This is a genomic window from Nostoc sp. TCL26-01 (genome assembly GCF_013393945.1).
Classification (GTDB): domain Bacteria; phylum Cyanobacteriota; class Cyanobacteriia; order Cyanobacteriales; family Nostocaceae; genus Trichormus.
In genome coordinates, this window is the sequence record NZ_CP040297.1 from 3,989,098 (window position 1) to 4,010,197 (window position 21,100).

The 21,100-nt window shown below is 42.0% G+C and carries 28 protein-coding genes and 1 pseudogene; 14 read left to right on the forward strand and 15 right to left on the reverse strand.

Annotation, left to right across the window (positions count from 1 at the left end; genetic code table 11):
* Positions 1–54 precede the first annotated feature (54 nt).
* Positions 55–900 carry a bifunctional transcriptional activator/DNA repair enzyme AdaA gene (locus FD725_RS17370; RefSeq protein ID WP_256871640.1) on the reverse strand — a complete coding sequence of 282 codons (846 nt, stop codon included), beginning with the start codon at positions 898–900 and terminating at the stop codon, positions 55–57.
* 87 nt (positions 901–987) lie between these two features.
* On the opposite strand from FD725_RS17370, the gene FD725_RS17375 reads away from it, so the two are divergent.
* Positions 988–1,602 carry a GNAT family N-acetyltransferase gene (locus tag FD725_RS17375; protein ID WP_179049297.1) on the forward strand — a complete coding sequence of 205 codons (615 nt, stop codon included), beginning with the start codon at positions 988–990 and terminating at the stop codon, positions 1,600–1,602.
* Between the two features lie 96 nt (positions 1,603–1,698).
* Complete coding sequence (locus tag FD725_RS17380; RefSeq protein ID WP_179049298.1) at positions 1,699–5,280, forward strand: NB-ARC domain-containing protein; 3,582 nt, start codon at positions 1,699–1,701, stop codon at positions 5,278–5,280.
* A 25-nt stretch (positions 5,281–5,305) separates the two neighbouring features.
* Here the strand turns inward: FD725_RS17380 and brnA are convergent, their stop codons facing one another.
* The 4 genes from brnA to FD725_RS17400 form a co-directional block, all read right to left on the reverse strand.
* Complete coding sequence (brnA, locus tag FD725_RS17385) at positions 5,306–5,545, reverse strand: type II toxin-antitoxin system BrnA family antitoxin (protein ID WP_179049299.1); 240 nt, start codon at positions 5,543–5,545, stop codon at positions 5,306–5,308.
* Positions 5,535–5,735 (reverse strand): BrnT family toxin, encoded by a 201-nt coding sequence (locus FD725_RS17390; RefSeq protein WP_179049300.1) that lies wholly within the window; start codon positions 5,733–5,735, stop codon positions 5,535–5,537. Before FD725_RS17390 ends, brnA begins: the two co-directional genes overlap by 11 nt.
* An 84-nt stretch (positions 5,736–5,819) precedes the next feature.
* Positions 5,820–6,425 carry a hypothetical protein gene (locus tag FD725_RS17395; protein WP_179049301.1) on the reverse strand — a complete coding sequence of 202 codons (606 nt, stop codon included), beginning with the start codon at positions 6,423–6,425 and terminating at the stop codon, positions 5,820–5,822.
* A gap of 173 nt (positions 6,426–6,598) precedes the next feature.
* Entirely contained in the window at positions 6,599–6,832 is a 234-nt protein-coding gene (locus tag FD725_RS17400) for a hypothetical protein (RefSeq protein ID WP_179049302.1), read from the reverse strand.
* 453 nt (positions 6,833–7,285) lie between these two features.
* Here FD725_RS17400 and FD725_RS17405 point away from each other — a divergent pair, with 453 nt between their 5' ends.
* On the forward strand, positions 7,286–7,888 hold the full coding sequence (locus tag FD725_RS17405) for a hypothetical protein (RefSeq protein ID WP_179049303.1): 603 nt from the start codon (positions 7,286–7,288) through the stop codon (positions 7,886–7,888).
* 253 nt (positions 7,889–8,141) lie between these two features.
* A complete protein-coding gene (locus FD725_RS32560) occupies positions 8,142–8,279 on the forward strand; it encodes a hypothetical protein (protein ID WP_256871641.1) in 138 nt (45 codons plus the stop codon).
* A 244-nt stretch (positions 8,280–8,523) separates the two neighbouring features.
* Here FD725_RS32560 and FD725_RS17415 read toward each other — a convergent pair whose 3' ends face one another.
* The gene (locus FD725_RS17415) at positions 8,524–8,907 is read right to left on the reverse strand and encodes a hypothetical protein (protein WP_179049304.1); all 384 of its coding nucleotides are present in this window, start codon (positions 8,905–8,907) and stop codon (positions 8,524–8,526) included.
* A gap of 127 nt (positions 8,908–9,034) precedes the next feature.
* On the opposite strand from FD725_RS17415, the gene FD725_RS17420 reads away from it, so the two are divergent.
* From FD725_RS17420 to FD725_RS17430, 3 genes and pseudogenes are all read left to right on the forward strand, one after another.
* Positions 9,035–9,223 carry a hypothetical protein gene (locus FD725_RS17420; protein ID WP_179049305.1) on the forward strand — a complete coding sequence of 63 codons (189 nt, stop codon included), beginning with the start codon at positions 9,035–9,037 and terminating at the stop codon, positions 9,221–9,223.
* A 66-nt stretch (positions 9,224–9,289) separates the two neighbouring features.
* Positions 9,290–9,472, forward strand: a pseudogene (locus FD725_RS17425) (BrnT family toxin); the annotation flags it as partial.
* A complete protein-coding gene (locus tag FD725_RS17430) occupies positions 9,469–9,678 on the forward strand; it encodes a CopG family antitoxin (RefSeq protein ID WP_179049306.1) in 210 nt (69 codons plus the stop codon). The pseudogene FD725_RS17425 and the gene FD725_RS17430, both read left to right, overlap by 4 nt.
* A 332-nt stretch (positions 9,679–10,010) precedes the next feature.
* On the opposite strand, the gene FD725_RS17435 is transcribed toward FD725_RS17430, so the two are convergent.
* The gene (locus FD725_RS17435; RefSeq protein ID WP_179049307.1) at positions 10,011–10,367 is read right to left on the reverse strand and encodes a type II toxin-antitoxin system PemK/MazF family toxin; all 357 of its coding nucleotides are present in this window, start codon (positions 10,365–10,367) and stop codon (positions 10,011–10,013) included.
* Positions 10,367–10,606, reverse strand: a complete 240-nt coding sequence (locus tag FD725_RS17440) for a CopG family transcriptional regulator (protein ID WP_179049308.1) — start codon at positions 10,604–10,606, stop codon at positions 10,367–10,369. The genes FD725_RS17435 and FD725_RS17440 overlap by 1 nt, the downstream gene beginning before the upstream one ends.
* 220 nt (positions 10,607–10,826) lie before the next feature.
* On the opposite strand from FD725_RS17440, the gene FD725_RS17445 reads away from it, so the two are divergent.
* The 6 genes from FD725_RS17445 (at position 10,827) to FD725_RS17470 (ending at position 13,271) form a co-directional block, all read left to right on the forward strand.
* On the forward strand, positions 10,827–11,042 hold the full coding sequence (locus FD725_RS17445) for a BrnT family toxin (RefSeq protein WP_372726739.1): 216 nt from the start codon (positions 10,827–10,829) through the stop codon (positions 11,040–11,042).
* Positions 11,005–11,265 (forward strand): BrnA antitoxin family protein, encoded by a 261-nt coding sequence (locus tag FD725_RS17450; RefSeq protein ID WP_218653122.1) that lies wholly within the window; start codon positions 11,005–11,007, stop codon positions 11,263–11,265. The genes FD725_RS17445 and FD725_RS17450 overlap by 38 nt, the downstream gene beginning before the upstream one ends.
* Positions 11,266–11,407: 142 nt before the next feature.
* Positions 11,408–11,806, forward strand: coding sequence for a hypothetical protein (locus FD725_RS17455; RefSeq protein ID WP_179049310.1), 399 nt, complete (start codon positions 11,408–11,410; stop codon positions 11,804–11,806).
* 69 nt (positions 11,807–11,875) lie between these two features.
* Positions 11,876–12,364 (forward strand): type II toxin-antitoxin system VapC family toxin, encoded by a 489-nt coding sequence (locus tag FD725_RS17460; RefSeq protein ID WP_179049311.1) that lies wholly within the window; start codon positions 11,876–11,878, stop codon positions 12,362–12,364.
* Positions 12,348–12,539, forward strand: a complete 192-nt coding sequence (locus tag FD725_RS17465) for a hypothetical protein (protein WP_179049312.1) — start codon at positions 12,348–12,350, stop codon at positions 12,537–12,539. The genes FD725_RS17460 and FD725_RS17465 overlap by 17 nt, the downstream gene beginning before the upstream one ends.
* Before the next feature lie 258 nt (positions 12,540–12,797).
* Positions 12,798–13,271 carry a hypothetical protein gene (locus FD725_RS17470; RefSeq protein WP_179049313.1) on the forward strand — a complete coding sequence of 158 codons (474 nt, stop codon included), beginning with the start codon at positions 12,798–12,800 and terminating at the stop codon, positions 13,269–13,271.
* Between the two features lie 266 nt (positions 13,272–13,537).
* Here the strand turns inward: FD725_RS17470 and nifD are convergent, their stop codons facing one another.
* The 7 genes from nifD to nifB form a co-directional block, all read right to left on the reverse strand.
* On the reverse strand, positions 13,538–14,926 hold the full coding sequence (gene nifD, locus FD725_RS17475; protein WP_179049314.1) for a nitrogenase molybdenum-iron protein alpha chain: 1,389 nt from the start codon (positions 14,924–14,926) through the stop codon (positions 13,538–13,540).
* Between the two features lie 114 nt (positions 14,927–15,040).
* The gene (gene nifH / locus FD725_RS17480; protein WP_179049315.1) at positions 15,041–15,928 is read right to left on the reverse strand and encodes a nitrogenase iron protein; all 888 of its coding nucleotides are present in this window, start codon (positions 15,926–15,928) and stop codon (positions 15,041–15,043) included.
* Positions 15,925–16,086 (reverse strand): hypothetical protein, encoded by a 162-nt coding sequence (locus FD725_RS17485; protein ID WP_179049316.1) that lies wholly within the window; start codon positions 16,084–16,086, stop codon positions 15,925–15,927. Before FD725_RS17485 ends, nifH begins: the two co-directional genes overlap by 4 nt.
* A 100-nt stretch (positions 16,087–16,186) precedes the next feature.
* Positions 16,187–17,089 carry a Fe-S cluster assembly protein NifU gene (gene nifU / locus FD725_RS17490; protein ID WP_179049317.1) on the reverse strand — a complete coding sequence of 301 codons (903 nt, stop codon included), beginning with the start codon at positions 17,087–17,089 and terminating at the stop codon, positions 16,187–16,189.
* A 143-nt stretch (positions 17,090–17,232) separates the two neighbouring features.
* Complete coding sequence (gene nifS, locus FD725_RS17495; protein WP_179049318.1) at positions 17,233–18,429, reverse strand: cysteine desulfurase NifS; 1,197 nt, start codon at positions 18,427–18,429, stop codon at positions 17,233–17,235.
* A 2-nt stretch (positions 18,430–18,431) separates the two neighbouring features.
* Positions 18,432–18,782, reverse strand: coding sequence for a DUF362 domain-containing protein (locus tag FD725_RS17500; RefSeq protein WP_179049319.1), 351 nt, complete (start codon positions 18,780–18,782; stop codon positions 18,432–18,434).
* Positions 18,783–18,905: 123 nt separating this feature from the next.
* Positions 18,906–20,345: a nitrogenase cofactor biosynthesis protein NifB gene (nifB, locus tag FD725_RS17505; protein WP_179049320.1), complete on the reverse strand. Its 1,440-nt coding sequence runs from the start codon at positions 20,343–20,345 to the stop codon at positions 18,906–18,908.
* Between nifB and FD725_RS32565 the strand changes: the two genes are divergently transcribed.
* The gene (locus tag FD725_RS32565; protein ID WP_256871643.1) at positions 20,339–20,464 is read left to right on the forward strand and encodes a hypothetical protein; all 126 of its coding nucleotides are present in this window, start codon (positions 20,339–20,341) and stop codon (positions 20,462–20,464) included. The two genes, nifB and FD725_RS32565, sit on opposite strands and share 7 nt — an antisense overlap.
* Positions 20,465–21,100 lie beyond the last annotated feature (636 nt).

A 21,100-nucleotide genomic window follows, 5' to 3' on the forward strand; every position in this document is an offset into this window, starting at 1 on the left:
TGGTTGTATAAAAATGACAATAGCCACTGATGGAGTTGCAAAGATTACCCACAATCACGCAACTCCATCACTTGTTTCCCAGCCCAAAATAGCAATCTTACGCTCTAGTCCCCATCGATAACCCCCAAGTTCCCCTGACTCCCGAATCACGCGATGGCAAGGAATTAAATAACTGATGGGATTTTTACCAACAGCATTACCCACAGCTCTCACTGCTGTTGGACGACCAATCATTTCTGCTACCGTCTGATAAGTAATAATACCACCAACGGGAATTTTTAACAGCGATCGCCACACTTGCATCTGAAAGTTAGTACCTTTAACCAAGAGTGTTAACGGTTTCTCTGTGCTTAAGCTGACTGAATAAAAAATCTGCTCAGATAATAACTGAGTCGCTTGTTGATCACGAATGATCTGTGCGTTTTTCCATTCTAACTGGAGTGTTTGCTCAGACAGATGCTCATCCCCATCCAAAAAGTAGAGATTACAAACGCCACGCATAGTTGTTGCAATCAGAGATTTACCAAACGGGGTTTCGTGAATACCATAGCGAATTTGCAAACCTGCTCCACCTGCTTTGAACTCTCCTGGAGACATGGCTTCTAAATTTACAAATAAATCATGCAATCGTCCTGGACTCGATAAACCTACATCCAGAGTCAAGTCTAGAAGATTTTTCGTCTGCGTAATTTTAGACTTGGCATACTCAACATTGAGATATTGCAAAAAACGCTTCGGGCTAATACCTGCCCATTGAGTAAATAATCGTTGAAAATGATATTCACTCAGTCCTATATGTTGTGCTACCGTTGCTAAATCAGGCTGACTCTGGTGATTTTGCCGCATGAAGGCGATCGCCTGAGCAATCCGATTATAGTCTTCAGTGTTATGGATACTCACACTCTTCAGGAAAATCATTTAGTCTAAGGTAGGTTTCTGTTTTACTTTACTGACTCTAAAGACTTAAAAGCCACCCGTTTCTTGCGCATGAGTGAAACTTCCTGGACATTGACAATTCAGACTGAACGATTGATCCTGCGTCCTCAAATGCCAAGTGATTACGAAGTTTGGTATGCCGGCTTTTCGGGAAGATTACCCAAACAACATCAATATGATGATGGATTGGTTAGTTTAGCTCATTGCGATCGCCAGTGGTTTACAGATTTGTGTCAGCGTCATCAACAGCAAGCGTTAAGCGATCAGATTTTTGTCTTGGGAATTTTCTCACGCCAAACTAATCAGCACTTGGGAAACATCGACTTATCAACAATTCGTCGCCGTGAATATCAGTGGGCAATTTTAGGCTACGAAATTCATAATCAATATTGGCAAAAAGGCTTTGGGAAGGAAGCCGTTCGATCTGCCTTGATTGCTGGGTTTGAGACGCTGGGTTATCATCGCATTGAAGCCGCTATTAACCTAGATAATCAACCATCAATTGCCCTAGCTGAAAGCGTCGGTATGCAAAAAGAATGTATTCGTCGTGGCTTTCTTTACGAGAACGAGCAATGGGTAGATCATCTCATTTATGTTGCCCTACCTCCCAATCTAGGTTTAGTTGAGCAACCACCAGTAAAAGATTTATCCCAGGAAAATACTTAAACTCTTTGGTTAAAAAGTTCAGATTTCCTTAAGCTGAGTTACTATCGTAAATTTACTGAGACTGCTAATATCAGTCTAGGATATTGTTCTTGAAAAATGATACAGCAAAAAGCTCGACGCAATCGGGGTGTAATCTTGACCCTCAACGGCTGGAAGAAATTTCGAGATGCCAAAGCTCAAGCCGAATCTGATGAGAATGGTGGAGATAGCTTTTCTTTAGAAGAACTAAGCGATCGCACCCGTTTAGCTCTACACACTATATCTAGAATATTGGCACGCTTGGAACCTGTAGATAAAAGTTCCTTGCAGTACGCCTTCGATGCCTTTGGGTTGGAGTTGTGTAAAAGCGATTATACCCGGACAACCTCGACCTTAGAGGTACTAGAAACTCGACAAGCAAACCCCCAGTATGATTGGGCAGAAGCACCGGATGTATCTGTGTTTTTTGGTCGCAGTCCAGAATTATTGCAGCTACAACAGTGGATATTAGAGGAACAGTGTCGGTTAGTTGGACTCATAGGAATTGGTGGTATTGGCAAAAGCACTTTAGCGGTGAAGTTAGGACTACAAATTCACAGCGAATTTGAGGTAGTGGTGTGGCGCAGCCTGCAAAATGCACCGCCAGTAGAGGAGCAAATCACCAACATCCTGCAATCTTTCCTGTCGGCGTTGCAAAAGGAGATAGCGATCGCCGAAAGTTTTGATAGCAAACTAGCAAAGCTGATGGAATGTTTGCAATCAAACCGATGTCTGCTGATTTTAGATAATGTTGAGACAATTCTCGCTGGTGGTCAAGCAGGGCAATGTCGTGCTGGGTACGAGGGATATGGTCAATTACTCAAGCGCGTTGGCGAAGTACCACATAAAAGTTGTGTTCTCTTCACTTCCAGAGAAAAACCCAGAGAAATGGTAGCGTTAGAAGGAGAGAGAACAGGAGTAAAATCTCTAGCATTAAAGGGGTTAAATCCTACCGAAGGACAAGAGCTATTTCAACAAAAAGGACAATTCACGGGTACAGAACAACAATGGCAAGAACTCATTGAGCATTACGGGGGAAATCCTTTAGCGCTCAAGATAGTAGCAGCAGGAACTCAAGAGCTTTTCGACGGTAGAATTGCGCCGGTTTTAGAGTATGTGGAACGCGGGATACTAATTTTTGAGGACATTGGTGACTTGTTAGAACGGCAGTTCTACCAATTGTCACCAGTAGAAACAGAAGTAATGTATTGGCTGACAATTAATCGAGAGCCAGTATTTCTTAGCGAGTTAGTTACTGATATAGTGACATCTTCTTCCCAGCGTCTCGTACCTTCAGCAATTAAATCTTTATTGCAAAGGTCATTAATTGAAAAAAGCGGCGAACATTTCTTCCTGCAACCAGTCGTGATGGAATATACTACCCAGCGATTGGTTAAACAAGTTTGTCAACAATTAGTAGGGGAAAAGTCTATCCGTTTAGGCTTATTCCAAACTCATGCTTTAATCAAAGCAACAAGCAAAGACTACATCAGGGAGACACAAAAGCAATTAATTGTCCAACCCCTGCTTGAGCAATTGTTAATAGAGTTAGGCAGTCAACAAAAATTGGTAATTTTGTTGCAGGATATATTAGAGCAGCAAAGACATCAAGCTGCAATCTTAACTGGCTATGCTGGGGGCAATGTCCTCAATTTGTTAAAGCATTTGCAAGTAAATTTACAGGGGTATGACTTCTCAAATTTGAGCATGAGGCAAGCGTACTTACAAGGTGTAAATTTAGCTGGAGTTAATTTTCAAAATACTACTTTTGATCAGTCTGTATTTGCTAAAAGCTTAAAGAGTATTTTTTCACTTGCCTTGAGTCCAGATGGAAAACTGTTGGCTACGGGTGATATGGATGGACAAATTCATTTGTGGCAAGTGGCAGATGGAAAAAACTTGTTGATGTTTAAGGGACATAAGAATTGGGTTTGGACGGTTGCTTTTAGTCCAGATGGGCAAATCCTGGCAAGTGGTGGTCATGATGGACTTGTCAAATTGTGGAATACACAAACGGGAGATTGCTTAAAAATTTTAGATCAACACACAGGTATTGTTTACTCTGTCACTTTTAGTCCGGATGGCCAAACTCTCGCAAGTGGTAGTGTAGACACTTCTATTCGGTTGTGGGATGTCCGTCTAGGTAAGTGTCTCAAAGTATTGCATGGTCATAATAGTGGGGTATGGTCAGTTAGCTTTAGTCCTGATGGTTCTATCCTGGCAAGTGGTAGTGATGATTGCGATATTCGCTTGTGGGATGTCAGTGAAGGTATTTGTATAAAAAAATTGCTAGGTCATGATAGTAGCGTATTATCGGTTTGCTTCAGTCCAGATAGTAAAACTCTAGCCAGTAGCAGTAGTGACAACTCTATTCGATTATGGGATGTGAGTAAAGGTACTTATATCAAAACATTTCAAGGCCATAAAAATGAAGTACGGTCAGTTTGCTTTAGTTCAGATGGCCAAACCATAGCCACAGGTAGTTTTGACTCCACTGTGAGGTTGTGGGATGTCCAGCAAGGTACGTGCATTAAAATTTTTCACGGACATACCAGTGACGTGTTCTCAGTCACTTTTAGTTCAGATGGTCAAACCATAGTTAGTGTTGCTCAAGATTCCAGCGTGCGTTTTTGGAATGTAAGTAAAGGTTTGTGCGTGAGAACTTTACAGGGTCATCATAGCGGGGTACATCCGGTCAGCTTTAACTCTAATGATTGTATGTTGGCAACAGGTAGTTTAGATGGTTTAGTTCAGCTATGGGATGTTGCGTCTGGATACTGTACTAGAGTTTTGCAAAGTCACACAGATTGGGTATGGTCAGTTTGCTTTAGTCCTGACGGTTCTATATTAGCGAGTGGCAGTCATGACAAAAGCATTAAGTTGTGGGATGTTATTTCCGGTCATTGTATTACAACTTTATACGGTCATAGCGGTGGAGTAACATCAGTTAGCTTTAGTCCTGATGGTCAAACCTTGGCTAGTGCTAGTAGAGACAAGAGCGTGAAATTGTGGGATATTCACAAGCATAAATGTGTAAAAACATTAGAAGATCATACAGGTGACATCTGGTCAGTTAGCTTTAGTCCTGATGGCAACATTTTAGCTACAGGTAGTGGGGATTGCTTGGTTAAGTTGTGGGATGTGGGTGAAGGGAAATTTATCAAAACTTTGCCAGGTCACACTGATCAAGTCTGGTCATTGAGTTTTAGCCCTAATGGTAAAATGCTGGCTAGTGTTAGTGTTGATGGCTCAATTCGATTGTGGGATACCAGTAACTTTACTTGCGTAAAAGTGTTGCAAGGACATACTTCTACTGTATGGTCAGTCAGTTTTAGCCCTGATGGTTCCATCTTGGCATCCGCCAGTTCTGACCAAACAATTCGCCTATGGGATATCAATAACTTTACCTGTTTAAAACAGTTGCATACTCATAGTAGTGGAGTATGTTCTGTTTGCTTTAATTCTGTTGGTAATATTTTGGTTCATACTAGTCCAGATACGGGAATTAAGCTTTGGGATATGGAAACTATTGAGTGCATTAAAACCCTGAAGGTAGATCGCCTTTATGAAGGGATGAACATTAGGGGAGTGGCTGGGTTAACAGCAGCGCAGCGATCGGCACTTTTGGCGTTGGGAGCGGTGGAAGGTGTGGGAAAATAATAGTAGTACCTGTCCCTACAAGCAATCAGAGATTTTTGACTTGACTATGCTGTTCAAGTCGCTCGGCAATCCATACTTTTATAATTGATTGTCGGGTTACACCAATTCGCTCTGCTTCCTTATCAAGCGCTTCAATTACCCATAAGGGAAAATCAACATTTACTCGTCGCTGCTCGTAGCCAGGACGACGAATTGTAGAAAGGTCTAAGTAAGAGGTAATATCCTCTCCAGAGTCAAATTTTTCATCAAATTCTTCAGCCTTCATATATTTTTACCTCTTCATCTCTTGCTCGCCTGACTGATATGATTCGCACCCGCTCTTCTCTGTATGTGATGACGGCAGACCAATGCTTCCCATTTATTAGTCCAATTACGAGAAACCTTGGTTCATCAATGGCTTTGGGATCTGTGGATAGTGTAAGGTAGGTTTTGTTGTGGGAGATGTCTATCGACAAGCCGCTTCGCGTCTACGCTTTTTTGAAATAGGTGGTAAGGGGGCGATCGCCGAAAAAATATTGAACCTGATTAGAGAAATTCTTTTAGAGTTTTTGTGAGTATTTGAATTCACCTCGCTCGTTCTTGGACTTGAACTCCTCTTTCGCCCCTTTTATTACATCCTTCACATCACTATCGTTGGTAACGGTTTTAGCAATATTCTTTAATTCCTGTTCACTAAGCGTTGTTGGATCAATTCCCTTACTGAAAAGTTGAGTCATAATCTTTAGATAGACATAACCCGATGCTAATGTCAGCGCATAGGAAGTTCCTCCCATGATCGCAGAGGCTGCGATATTGCCTAATCCAGGGAAAATTGAAAATGCTGTTGATAAAGCAATCACACCAACAATGCCTGAAGCAATGTTAGTCGCCACTCCAGATGCAAGGGACTTCAGAATGTTTTTAGAAATTGGTAAATCTATTTCTGCACCTATCCTCCCATACATAGTCCATATAAAACCTGCACAAATAGCGGTGGCTGCGACTCCTCCAGCACCAGGAACCCAAGCAGAAGCTATGGCTGCGGCAGCAGCACCCTTGGAATGAAACTTGACAATGTCCGCAATATTTTGAGGTAGATTATCATCTACAGTTTTATCCATAGCCTCTACTAGTTTTGTTGCTTGTCCAAGCAGTAAATTCTCCATATTCTTTGCTCCTTTAGTATTTGAAGTGGCACCATCATCACAAGTGTTTATAAGCTCTGCTTCTTGTCGCTAGACATCACTCATTGGATATAGTTGCTCAAAGAACGATTGCTTCTTTGAGATAGTTGGTAACAGAGCAATCGCTTGTTTTAAAGCTATCACTACAAGCGCGATTACTTTTTTTTAAAAGAATCTTTAATAGCAAGAAAACCAAGCGGAGCTAAAAACACCATACTGAATGCAAAAACTTTTGCTATGCCGTCGCTAGCGCCATGGTTTTTAGCAAAATTGTAGGGACGGTCAAACTTTGAATTTGCACTTGCCCTTAAAGAGTGGTTTCCTAGAGGAATGGCAAGGCTGGTAATAAACGCAAATGTTCCTACAATAATGAAAGTTTTGGGTTTCATAAAACGCATAATTTATCTCCTAATTAGTGTTTACTGGGTTACTTACTGCAACTGGTAGTTGTTACATGTTCCAGTTTGCCGACTTTCACCTACTGATACCAGGCAACTTTAGCAAGTTATTTTCAACTTATTTTCAACTTAAGCGTTTCTGTAACCAACGAGAGCGATCGCTGATTTGAGACAGTTGCTCAGGGTGCGATCGCGTACATGATCATCAATAAAGGCGATCTGCCAAGTCTAAACGTAGACCTTCTCTAGACTGGGCATAGTGAAAGTTTAATCAGTAAAGGCGATCGCCTACGGTGTATGCTGAGAGCGATCGCCTAAAGTATTGCTGAGTGATATCTTCGGAGCTTACCGTAGATATCGTATTGCTAATCAAGTTAATTGAACAAGGAACGGTTAAGCTACGCTAAAGGATATGTCATCCTATAATCAAAGCACTGCAAAACTATGGCTTACAGTGACTTTACTCTAGAAAAAGCTGCGGCTGTTCTGGGAATTACTACCCAAGAAGCTGATCTGTTTCCTCAACTTGTACCCCTTTCTATACCTGCTTGGTTAAATGAAGCTCTCAAAAAACAAACTCAATTATTTTTGATTAGTGAAAAAGCTCGAAGTGAGTTTATTATTGCACCGATTCTATTAGCTTGCCGCGATATTAGTCAAGATAGGTTAGCTATTTTCTCTGGACAAAGACTTGATGTTGATCCCACACAAGGTTTAATTGGAGAATGTGATTTTATTCTCGCATTAGCTCCAGCATTACCACCATTGCGATCGCCAATTATCACAGTTGTAGAAGCCAAGAAAAATGATGTTGAAGCGGGATTAGGACAATGTATAGCACAAATGGTGGCAGCAGATTTATTTAATCGTTCAGCTAACCAGCTAGAAAAGCCTGTGTATGGATGCGTAACCACAGGAGAAATATGGCAATTCTTGCAACTTTCTCAAAAAATAGCTTTCGTTGATCAACAAAGATATTACTTGGATAATGTAGGGGCAATTTTAGCAATTGTGCAGACAATTTTTCAGCAATTCATTGGTGATTAGGTTTTTGAGTAGGAAGTGCAAATCAAGGTAATTATATAGCACTTACAATATTATCAAGTCAGAGTAATTGCAGTTAAACTTAATACCAAAAAATTTACATCAGTGCTGTGTTAACGCATTCAGAATATGATCAAGAAAAATGGCAGGAATAATGCAAAGTTTTAACATCGATCAAACTGTTATCGCTTGATCATCCATTGCCGATAATGTTTTTGTTCCTCATACTGAAGAGGAATATGAGCGATTGGTACAGATGCTAGATTGTTTGATTGATCAAGTTGGTGAAGATGAAACTCATCCACTTGCTTCATTAATGGAAGTCATTAGTGTTTTAATCGAAAACTATGAAGATGAACACGTTGCTGAGTTAGATAAAATTGCTGGAATTTAAGCAATATAAATATGAAACCTAGCATTTTTTTAGGGCGTTAGCGGAGCTTACCGTAGGTATCGCCTATGGCTGCTTGGCGCGTTGGCGTAGCGTCTCGCAGAGAAAGCATCGCTTATCAAGACTGCGATCGCTTAATATGTGTGCTGAGTGCGATCTTCTCAGCTTACCGCAGGCGATACCTGCGGTGTGTCTGTGCTATCACTCTTTGGATAACCAAGAAACCTAGACAGACATCTCAGAGAGATTACATAATTCCTAATAGTTCAATCACTTCAGATAAATGATTCTTAACTTTGTACAAGTTGAGTAATCTCTCTTGGTCATATCTTTTGGGGTATTCCATGCGTCTACCCTCAAAAGTCACCCTCAACAATGCTGACTGTTCCGGTGTGAGTGTTCCCATTTGATCTAGAATCTCAGCTATTATCTGTAATTGATCAAAGGTTGGACGAATTAACCCTCTTCTTTCCTCTAACTGTTGGAGAGCTAAAACTGGAAACGCCATCAGGGTAGTGAGGTAACTTGTCTTTTGTCCACCTGTTCCTGTAGGTCGTAATCCGTACCGTTTAACCAACAGGCTTAATTCTGGAATCGTTAACAATTCCAGCTCTTGACGTGAAAACACCATAAAATAGTATTGCCCTTTTTAAAAGTGGTATCGGCAGGTAACAACTTTTCCAGGGTGATTACCTACCGATTTAAAACTCTACCTGTTTGCGCGCAGACAGTTCAAGCCTTATTTATATTTCTCAACAATGCCTAATCGAAAGGGGAATCCAGAAAATTTAGAACCGATACAACCAAAGGGTGAAGAACCCATGACAGCTAATCTCAGCTTTCGCGTCACCGAATCAATGAAGCAAGCGGTACAAGCACAAGATGACCCTGCACAGTTTTGTAGAGATGCGATACAGAAAGCTTTAGACGAAACTAGCAACCAATAACACGAACGTAAGCATGGTGTATCGTTTGAGGAGGCGCAAACTGTCTTTTATGACGACAATGCCCGTTTAATTTATGATCCAGAGCATTCAATTGAGGAAGATCGTTTTTTGATGCTTGGTATGAGTGATGAGTTTCGATTATTAATAGTATCTCACTTGTACAAGGAGAGCGATCGCTTAATTCGGATCATCTCTGCTCGTCTAGCTACAAAGCACGAACGTCAGCAATATGAGGAGTTTTTGCCATGAGAGAAGAATATGATTTTTCAGAGTCTGTTCCTAATCCATATCTAAAAAATCTAAAAAAGCAGATTACAATCCGCTTAGAAGAAGACGTAATTGAGTATTTCAAGACTCTGGCAGAAGAAACAGGTATTCCCTATCAAACTTTAATCAATCTCTACTTACAAGATTGTGCCAAGTCTAAGCGTAGACCTTCTTTAGACTGGGCTTAGTGAAAGTTTCATTAATTAAAAGCGATCGCCTGCGATGGGTTGTGGGTGCGATCGCCTAAAGCAGTTGTTGGATGCTATCTTTGCAGCTTACCGCAGGCGATACCTGCGGTGTGTCTTTTGTGCTATCACTTTTTAGATAACCAAGAAACATAGACAGACATTTCAGAGAGATTACATAATTTCTAATAGTTCAATAGAAGAAACTAGCAACCAATAGCGAGTAGGGTGCGTCAGCATTAACTAATTTTCACGATGAAACAGTTTACCGAAGTTGACGCACCCTACAGAACTACTAACAAGCAATCACCAGGATTTCAGCAAAGTACCAAAGTTTATTCAAAATTCAAAACTATATCTAGTGCAGCACGAATTTTCTCCCAATATTCATCTTCCAAAATTCCTATTAACCCCAATATTCGACTATGATCAACACTACGAATTTGTGCAACATCAATATAGCGGTTTTGGTCTAAACCATTGTTTGTTGTAGCTTTGACATTCACTACATAAGGAGCTTTTTTCGTTCCCGGTCGAAATGGCATCACTATAGTTAAAGAACCATATTGATTCATCACATCATTCTGCACTATCAGGCAAGAACGTGTTTTTTGAACTTCTGCACCCACAGTTGGATCGAGTGTTACCCAGCGAATTTCCCCTCGTCGATAAGTTAAAACACTGTTTGGCATTATTCAATACCATCTCCCACAATGGTATCCCAATCTGCTATTTCTGCTTGATATTCAGGATTTTCATTATCTTCTTTGAGTGCTGCAATCATTTCTGCTTCTAAAATCGCGCGACGATGTTCTGCTAAAACAGCATTGACATAGCCACTGCGGTTGGGAGTATCTCCAGCTAACGCAGCCTGTCGGTCGATAAAAGCTAGAATCTCATCATCAAGGGTAATAGTAACTTTTTTAGCCAAGAATATTCCTCCTTAGCCTTACTATGATGTCTTACTAATTTATCTTAATATTAAGACAGACTTGGAAAACTAGCCAGACTCTATATATACTTTGGTGAGAGTGTCAAAGATACCAACTGCCCAAAATCGATAAAATTAGAGTATGAGGTTTGAATGGGATCAGCAAAAGAATTAGCGTAATATTGTCAAGCATGAACTAGATTTTGCAGATGCTTATCGAATTTTTACTTTACCGCTTCGGATTTCGCTAGATGATCGTCAAGACTACGGCGAAGATAGATTTATCGGACTAGGAATGCTTGATGGACGCGTTGTAGTTGTCGTATTCACAGAACCAGACGCAGAAACAATCCGCATTATTTCACTTCGGAAAGCTTTACCTTATGAACGAAAACGCTATGAACAATACCTCAAAGACGAACTGGGAGAAGCTTGATTCCTTGTCAGAAGAAGAGATTGATACATCGGATATTCCACCTTTGACGGAGGAGTTTTTTAGCAAGTCTCGCTGGTGGAAGCCTGTTCCATCATTGAGTGTTCTTGTCAAGATAAACCCTCAAACATTAGCTTGGTTTAAGTCTCAGGGTGAAGATTATCAACAGAAAATGGCTGCTGCATTGCGGATATATGCACAAGCTCACCAAGTAAAATCAGAATGAGAGTTTAATCAATCTGGGCGATCGCCTACTCTGTGTATTTTATGCGTTAGTGTAGTTTACTGTAGCGATCGCCGTCTTTTGTGCGTTAGTGTAGCTTATCGTAGTTATTGCCTAGTTAATCAAGGTCATTGCATGATGTTTATTGAGTAGCCCAACACAAAAAGAATTTGATAGTCTACCAAGAATACCACTTGTTTTACGACGAGGCGATCAAAGCATTGACACAATTGGTTTAGTGGATAGTGGAGCAACAGTTAATGTTTTACCCTACGAGTTAGATGTTCAGTTGGGGGTTGCTTGGAGCGATCGCAAAGCTATTATTCAGTTAGCCGGCAATCTTAGCAATCAGCCAGCTATCCCTTTATCTGCATCTGCTGAAATTGCAGAATTTGCAGCAGTGGAGTTAGTATTTGCATGGGTGCGTAACTCGAATGTACCACTGATTCTCGGTCAAACCAACTTTTTTCTTGAGTTCGACGTTTGCTTTTACCGTTCTCAATTCGAGTTTGAAGTCAAACCAAAATTCTCAACAGCAAGTTAATCGGTAAGATGAGATATTTAATATGGTCAATCATAATCAAACCCTTCATTTATCTCACTCCTTAGCGCAATGAAGCCAAAAGTTTACATTGAAACATCTATTCCCAGTTTTTATTACGAGGTACGTACTGAGCCTGATATGGTAGCACGGCGAGAGTGGACACGGGAATGGTGGAACAATGCAAATAATAACTATGAGCTAGTTACTAGCGTTGCAGTGCTGGATGAACTCAATCGCGGTAACTTTCCCAGAAAAAAGGAAGCAATAGAACTGATTAGTGGCTTGTCATTTGTTCCGATTGAAAGTGTAATTGCTGAAATTGTTGAAGTGTATATTCAGCAACATCTCATGCCTAGTGATCCTCTCGGAGATGCACTACATCTTGCGCTGGCTTCGTACCATAAATGTGATTTTCTGTTGACTTGGAATTGTCGCCACTTGGCAAATGCTAACAAGTTTGGGCATATCCGACGGCTGAACGTTATGCTGGGTTTATACGTTCCCACGTTAGTCACGCCATTAGAGTTAATCGGAGCGCAAGATGACGAAGAAGGATGAGACAATCAGTCAAATACGTAAAATTCGCCACTTGATATCTCAGGAAAATGGACACAACCCTCAGACTTTGGTGAATTATTACATTGAACTCCAGAAGCAATATCCTCACCTCATACAATATAATCAACAGATAAAACTTTTGAAATCACCACCATCAGAAGGTATTGAAGCTTAAGTAAAAAATTTTATTGCGTTAGCGTAGCTTACCATAGCGATCGCTAACTTTAGACATGAGTGCGTTAGCGCAACTTACCGTAGGTATCAGCATTAACTAATTTTCATGATGAAATAGTTTACCCAAGCTGACGCACCCTACAGAACTACGACCGATCAGAGATCATCGCACAGCTAATCACTGCTTAAATAATTGTAGAGTAAACCTGTGCTGAGAGTATTAGTCTGACTCCATCCCATAAAGTATCTAATTCCAGTTATGCCGTTATCTCCAAATGAGATTGAGAAGACAATAGAAAGAGTTGAAAGTCTTGTTGATCCAACGAGTAAGCGTTATGGACATTTACTTAACTGGCAAAACCCACCTGATCCATTTTGGCACTATGGAATTGGTCTTTCCGACACACACATTTTTGATACAGGTCAAGGGTTGTGTCCGTTTGAGAGAAAGGAGGTTAAATTCGTTGTTGGTATTGATGAAATCGCCTTTGAACCAGAACAAACAATTGAGCGACTAAAACAAGCCCTTCGTGTTTTTTCGAGTTGGGAGTACACTTTTACTGGCTGGAACTGTGAACATCTTGGACGATTAATTGCAACTGATCAGCCAAGATGCTACCAAAGTAGTTTTCTATGGTGGCTGTGCAATATGTCTCCCGAAGGAGATCACAAAACAGCAAATCAAATATTTCGGGATTATTTAGAGAAAGTTGCTCCCAGTCTTGCTAGATAGCCAGCGATCGCTCACCTTATCATCTTGTTGAGTAAAAGCGATCGCCCAACCATCTCAAATTAATCTAAAATAATGTTAATCAAAATAGTCTTTTGTTTTACAATTTTTATCTCACCCAAATCTAACTAAAACCCGAAAACCAGATCCCATAAGAGTTATATTATCTAAAGCAGCAAAAATATATTGTTCTCACATCACCCTAAAACGCCCATTTAGGCTAAAACTAGACTCTTTATTCTCCCATCACTAAAAAACCTTACATTACCTTATATCTGCACCCCATCGCTAGGTTCGGAGTAATCCCAAGAGTGCATTTGACGGAAAGGAAGACCCATCTTTTGGAAGGCGTACTTCTCTTTAATACCAGAAGCGATTAAATCAGGCTTCTTAGCTTTGACGAATTCCTCGAATTCGTAGGCGGTAACGTCATCGTAAATGATGGTGGCGTTATCGATGTAGTGGGTGGTACGTTTGTAGTCGTCGTTGTGAGCAAATTCGTAACCTGTACCGACAACCTTGATACCCAAGTCTTCAAAAGCGGGAACAACGTGACGAGGACGTAGACCACCTACGTACAACATAACGGTGTTGCCTTCCAAGCGAGGACGGTATTTTTCTAGTACAGAGTTCATTACTGGTGTGTACTTAGCAATTACCTTCTCAGCGTTTTCTTGAATCTTGGAGTCAAATTTAGCAGCGATTTCGCGTAAAGATGCAGCAATCTTGGTGGGACCGAAGAAGTTGAACTCCATCCAAGGCATACCATATTTTTCTTCCAAACTACGGCAGATGTAGTTCATAGAACGGTAGCAGTGGATGAGGACTAACTTAGCAGCAGGGCCTTGGATCAACTCGTTAAGAGTACCATCACCAGACCATTGAGCTACTACACGTAAGCCCATTTCTTCCAACAACATCCGGCTAGCCCAAGCATCACCACCGATGTTGTAGTCACCGATTAGGGCTACATCATAGGCGCTTGGTTCAAAGTCAAGTTTGTTTTCTTTCTTAACCTTGTCAAATTCAGGGAAAATCCAGTCACGGATAGCATCGTTAGCGATGTGGTGACCTAGAGATTGGGATACACCACGGAAACCTTCACAACGTAAGGGTACAACGGGCTTACCAAATTGCTTAGAAGCTTTTTTAGCAACTGCTTCGATGTCATCCCCAATTAGACCGATGGGACATTCAGATTGAATGGAAACACCACGATTGAGAGGGAATAGAACTTCGAGTTCTTCGATCAGTTTAGTTAGTTTTTTGTCACCACCGAATACGATGTCGCGTTCTTGGAAGTCAGAGGTGAAGTGCATAGTACCAAAGGAGTTGATGCCTGTGATACCAACGTAGTAGTTACGACGACCAGACCAAGACCAGTAACCGCAACCTACAGGGCCGTGGCTGATGTGGATCATGTCCTTAATAGGACCCCAAACCACACCCTTAGAACCTGCATAAGCACAACCACGGGCGGTCATGACACCAGGAATGGATTTGATGTTAGACTTAACGCCGCAATCAGACTTGTTTTCTTCGTGGACGTTGAGGTGTTTTTCGCGTTTTTTGCGAGATTTTTCGGGGTAAGCTTTGAGAACTTCTTGAATCAGTTCCTTATTTTCATCTACAAGATTCTTGTTGTCGGGAGGTGTCATAGTCTGCCTCAGTAATTCTTAGCGAATGGGGGAAAGGATAGATGGGGAGGGAGAGAGGGAAGAGGAATTGCTTCTGAATCTTCCTGTCTCCGTATCTCCTGATTACGGCATTACCTATTTGGTAGCTTCTGCGGGCTTACCAATAACGTCTGCGTGCTTGGTATCATCATCGAGGATACCGTATTCAATCAACAGTGCTTCTAGTTCATCCATTTCGATTGGTGTAGGAATGGTGAGCTTGTCGTTGTTGATGATCTTCTTAGCTAATGCGCGATACTCTTGACCTTGGTTGCTGTCAGGTGCGTATTCGTTAACAGTCATCCGACGCAATTCAGCGTGTTGAACGATGTTGTCACGAGGTACGAAGTGAATCATTTGAGTGTTCAAACGTTCAGCCAAGTTTTCGATTAGTTCAGCTTCCCGGTCTGTCTTACGGCTGTTACAAATCAAACCACCCAAGCGTACACCACCGGAGTGAGCATATTTCAAAATACCACGAGCGATGTTGTTAGCAGCGTACATCGCCATCATTTCACCAGAGGTAACGATGTAAATTTCTTGTGCTTTACCTTCACGGATAGGCATAGCGAAACCACCACATACAACGTCACCCAATACGTCGTAGGATACGAAGTCTAGGTCTTGGTAAGCGCCGTTTTCTTCGAGGAAGTTAATAGCGGTGATGATACCACGACCGGCGCAACCTACACCGGGTTCTGGACCACCAGATTCTACGCACTTAACGCCACGGAAACCGGTCAACATAACTTCGTGAAGTTCTAGGTCTTCTACTGCACCGCGTTCAGCAGCCAAGTGTAGTACGGTGGTTTGAGCTTTAGCGTGCAGCATCAAACGGGTGGAGTCGGCTTTAGGGTCGCAACCTACAATCATAATGCGCTGACCCATTTCTGCCATAGCTGCTAGGGTGTTTTGGGAGGTGGTAGATTTACCGATACCGCCTTTACCGTAGAAAGCTATCTGTCTAATGTTTTCGTCAGTCATGGTTCTATCTTTCCTGCAATTGGTTGGTTAGTTGGTGGGTCTTTGCGTTTGTTTGTCGGCTGCTCATGCCTGATGGAGCTTTGGCAGTGAGCCTTATGTAGAACGTTCGCCAAAGGGGGCGATCGCTCCACAGAATAACCAGTAGAATTAGTGTTCATGATGATTCGTAATTAAGTGATAAGTACTGAGTGATGAGTGCTGAGTTTTGACTAATGACCATTGACTAATGACCATTGACTAATGACTCTTGACTCCTACTTAGACTGCTTCAACTAAAATGTTGGGACTAATGCGATCGCGTAATCTGGATTCAATCGCTATCTTTAAGGTGGCGGTACTGCTGGAACAAGAACCACACGCACCTTTGAGGATGACTTTGATAATGTCGCCGTCTACGTCGTAGAGTTCTACATCTCCACCGTCGGCAATCAATACTGGTCTGACTTCTTCATCTAATACTTTTTGGATTAGGGCAATCTTTTGGACGTTGGTTAGTGGTCTTGCTTGCCCAGATTTAGCAATTTCTGTAGTATTTTTGCCGTTTTTTGTGTTGAGGTTTCTTACGGCTTTGTTTTCCTTTACATCTTTAATGATATCATCAATTTTAGCTAAACAGGAACCGCATCCGCCACCAGCTTTGATGTAATTTGTTACCTGCTCGGCAGTAGTCAAGCTATTTTCGACAACTATGCGGCGCACCTTGTTTTCGCTGACACCAAAGCAAGTGCAGACTAACGCACCTTCATCATCGTCATCATGGGCAGCGAGAGGAATGCCACGATAGTTATAGATAGCAGCTTCTAGAGCTTCTTGTCCCATAACTGAGCAGTGCATTTTGGCTTCTGGCAAGCCACCGAGGTAATTAGCGATGTCTTTATTAGAAACTTTGAGGGCTTCATCTAAGGTTAGACCCTTAATCATTTCTGTCAAAGCGCTAGAAGAAGCGATCGCACTAGTGCAACCAAAGGTTTGGAAACGAGAGTCAATAATTTTGTCTGATGCTACTTCGACTTTGATGTGCAATCTCAGCGCATCACCGCAAGCAATACTTCCGACTTCACCAGTGGCAACCTTCACACCAGGTTCGCCGTTTTCTTCAATAACTCCCTGATTCTTGGGATCGTAAAACAGTTCTAATACTTTCTCTGTGTAGTCCCACATATTTAGTTCCGAGTGCTGAGTTTTGAGTTGAGAGAGGTGACAGGTGATAGGTGATAGGTGATAGAAAATTATCTGTAACGTGTAACTTGTTCCCTGTATGTAACCTGTAACCTGTAACCTGTAACCTGTAACCTGTAACCTAATTAACGATGAGCCAATGTTTGTTCTTGCAACCAGCCGGCTTCGTCATTTTTGAATGGTGAGAGGGCGCGGAGGCGTTCGACGATTTCGGGCATGACTTCGATGACTTTATCGATTTGGGCTTCTGTAGTGTAGCGACAAAGGCTGAAGCGAATCGAACCGTGGAGAGTTGTGTATGGTAAACCCATTGCCCGGAGGACGTGGGATGGTTCCAGTGAGCCTGATGTACAAGCAGAACCAGATGAAGCACAGATACCGTGTTTATTTAACAAGAGTAAAATTGCTTCACCTTCGATGTATTTGAAACCGATATTGGTGGTGTTGGGCAATCTCTGCGTAACGTCACCGTTAACTTCGCAATCAGAGATTTTAGCGAGTAAAGATTGTTCTAGGCGATCGCGCAGCCTTGTTTCTTTCTTAATCGCTGTTTCTATTTGCAGCATTTCCAGTTCTGCGGCTTTACCTAAACCGACAATGCCGGCAACATTTTCTGTTCCTGCACGCCGTCCCCGTTCTTGGTGTCCACCAATCAATAGCGGACGAAATCTCACACCACGACGGACATACAAAGCCCCAATACCCTTTGGTGCATGGATTTTGTGACCAGATATGGTTAACATATCTACGGTACTGGTCTTCATGTTCAGAGGTATCTTACCTACTGCTTGTACCGCGTCTACATGGAAAATTGCGCCTTTTTCCTTGACTCTTAAACCAATTTGCTCAATCGGGAAGACTACGCCTGTTTCATTGTTGGCGTACATAATCGTCACCAAAGCAGTGTTACCAGTCAGGGAAGCTTCTAGTTCATCTAGATCCAACTGTCCCTGACGATTCACAGAAAGATAAGTAACACTGTAACCTTGGGTTTCTAGTTGTTTGCAGACATTTAAGACTGCGGGGTGTTCTACCTGGGTTGTGATGATGTGGCGCTTTTCTGGCTGGGCTAATAAGGCGGCGCGAATGGCAGCATTATCACCTTCAGTTCCACAACTGGTAAAGACAATTTCTGATTCATCAGCCCCTAACAAAGCCGCAACTTGTTCTCTGGCTGTTCTTACCGCTTTGGCTAGTTGTCCGCCAAAGCTGTGCATACTTGAGGGATTACCATAATAGTCGGTCAAGTAGGGCATAATTGCCTCTACAACTTCTGGGTCTACCTTAGTGGTAGCATTATTATCCAGATAAATGATGCTCATTTTTATACCCCTAAGATTTCACCCTGATGCTTTTGCAATTGCTCGGAGAATTTCTGAGAATAACAATTAAACCAACGCTCCCAATAATCTTGTTTCTTTGTTAATTTCGCTATAACTCGGTTGTAATTAGCAAACCAACCTTCCCAATAATCGCTAGGTACTTTAACGCAACCATCGCAGGTAGGACAACCAGATTTGCATTGAGCGACAGTGTAAACGCTACCAACGCAGTTTGTACACAGTTCGCTGTCAATCCAATGTTGACCGTCTTCTGCTACCTTGATTGCCCCGGTGGGACATACAGACCGACAAAGATTGCAAGCAATGCACTGACTGGTAATTTTGTAAGCCATGACTATATCTCCTTGTTGGGGATTGGGTACTGGGGATCGGGGATTGGGTATTAGGGATTGGGTATTGAGTATTGGGTCAATTAATTACCTAGTTCCCATTCCCCAGTTCCCAGTCCCCAATCCCTATTCCTTAATCCATTGCTCGTAAAACTCTAAAGCAACCTTCTCAATTACGTCGTAAGCTTCAACAGTCTGTATGCCGGCTTGGAGCAGTTTGTCTTTGGGAGAGTCGCCAATCTTGGAGACTAAAACTGCTTGACAATCTGCGATTGTTTTCACAATATTGTCAAATGTGGCTGCTTCGCCGTATCCACCTTGACAATAATGGTCAACTTTGCGATGACTGACAAAGCGAACTTCTCTACCATCAACTTCGTAAACTTGGAATTCCTTCGCGTGTCCGAAGTGTTGGTTAACTAATCCACCGCCTTTGGTAGCGATCGCTACGAGGATTTTGGGGTTGTCTTTTACAGACGCTACCTGTACCTTCTCTACAGCTTTTTCCTTAGCTACTTTGAGTTCTTCTCTAAATTTCTCAATACCTTCGTGGACTTCTTGACGTTTGTCGTAGTCGTATTCTGAAGCCATATCTAAGAATTTATCTTTAGTAAATTCTTGGCTACGATCTTCTCCTAATAAGCCTACAGCATCAGCACGGCACTGGCGGCAATGGCGCATCATTTTCATGTTGCCAGAGCATTGGTCTTGCACTCCCTTCAGTTCTTTTTGGGAAGGGCCACGTTGACCGGTTAAGCCGAAGTGTGTACCGTGTTCTGGTGCAGAAATCAGAGGCATAATATTATGCAAGAATGCACCATTTTCCCGAATCATTTTGTTGACTTCAACTAGGTGTTGGTCGTTAATGCCGGGAATCATGACGGAGTTGACTTTACACAAGATGTCTGCTTCTTTGAGGGCTTGTAAGCCTTCCATTTGTTTTTCAAGCAGAATCTTTGCACCTTCAACGCCTCTATAACGTCTCCGTTTGTAGTGAACCCAAGAATAAATCTGAGCGCCGATTTCTGGATCTATGGTATTTAAGGTGATAGTAACGTGGTCGATATTTAATTGTTTAATGCGATCGACATATTCCGTCAGCATCAAACCATTGGTTGAGAGACATAACTTAATGTCTGGTGCTTTGTCGGCAATCAACTCAAAGGTACGGAAAGTCTTTTCTGGATTTGCCAGAGGATCGCCAGGACCAGCAATTCCCAAAACTGTCATTTGGGGAATTTTGCCGGCAATCACTAAGACTTTGTGTGCTGCTTCTTCTGGTGTCAGTAATTCGCTAACAACCCCAGGACGGCTTTCATTGGCGCAGTCATATTTGCGGTTGCAGTAGTTGCACTGAATGTTGCAGGCAGGAGCGACTGCAACGTGCATTCTAGCGTAGTGATGATGAGCTTCTTCGCTGTAGCAGGGATGTTTAGCAATGCGTTCTTGGAGCTTTTCGTCCCTTTCCACGGTGGCGCTGCTGTTGCTGTCGCAGCCGCAACCACTTGATTTTGCTACGGTAGGTGTCAATTCGGTAAAGGAGGAGCCTGTAACCTGTGGTGTCATTGAATTTCGCAAAAGTCGGTGGACTAGCTGCCACTGTGGGAGATGCCGTTGCTAATTTTTTGCCCGCAGAATTGAAGTTGTGGCTGTCACATTTACCTTGTAGCGGTTTCGCTGAGTAGGGCAGGTTGTGAGATCCTGGGATTTGGGCTGGTGTGTGTCAACTTTGGGTCTGGGGTAGAATTTGTGTGTACAGCCGCAACTTCTATTCACAAAGGCATAGTGCTATCTCATCCCTCCACCCACTTTTCGCTTTTGATTTATGTAGAAGCGTTAAGTGATTGGCGATATAAGATTTATAGCAGTCCTCTCACATTTGAGTGGTGCGCCTCTCTGGAATAGAATTTATTGGATTTATTAGAGTTGTACTCAAAATCTCCGATGGAGAGTTTGAGGTGGGTTAAGAAATTTAAAAGATTTTTTTCAGGTAGGGGTTCTAGTATTTTTTAGCTGGGGTACGAGTATTTATGGAAATGGGTTCAGGATTTAGTTGTACTCATCTGTAACCCAATCATAGCAAGGTTTTAAGGGCTGTTTGGGCTGACTTATGACTATACAATTTTGTACTCAGACCCTGCGGAAATCCTAGTCAAAGCAATCATTTACTAGGGATTTGGAGGGAAAAACTGGAGTAGATTACGTTGTACTACTCCAGATACGTGCGAAATTCAATTCTGTATCTAACATATCATTTTTTTTTAGGGAAAAATGTAATTTATTTTTTTTTAATATTTAATTAGAAATGATGTGCAATTATG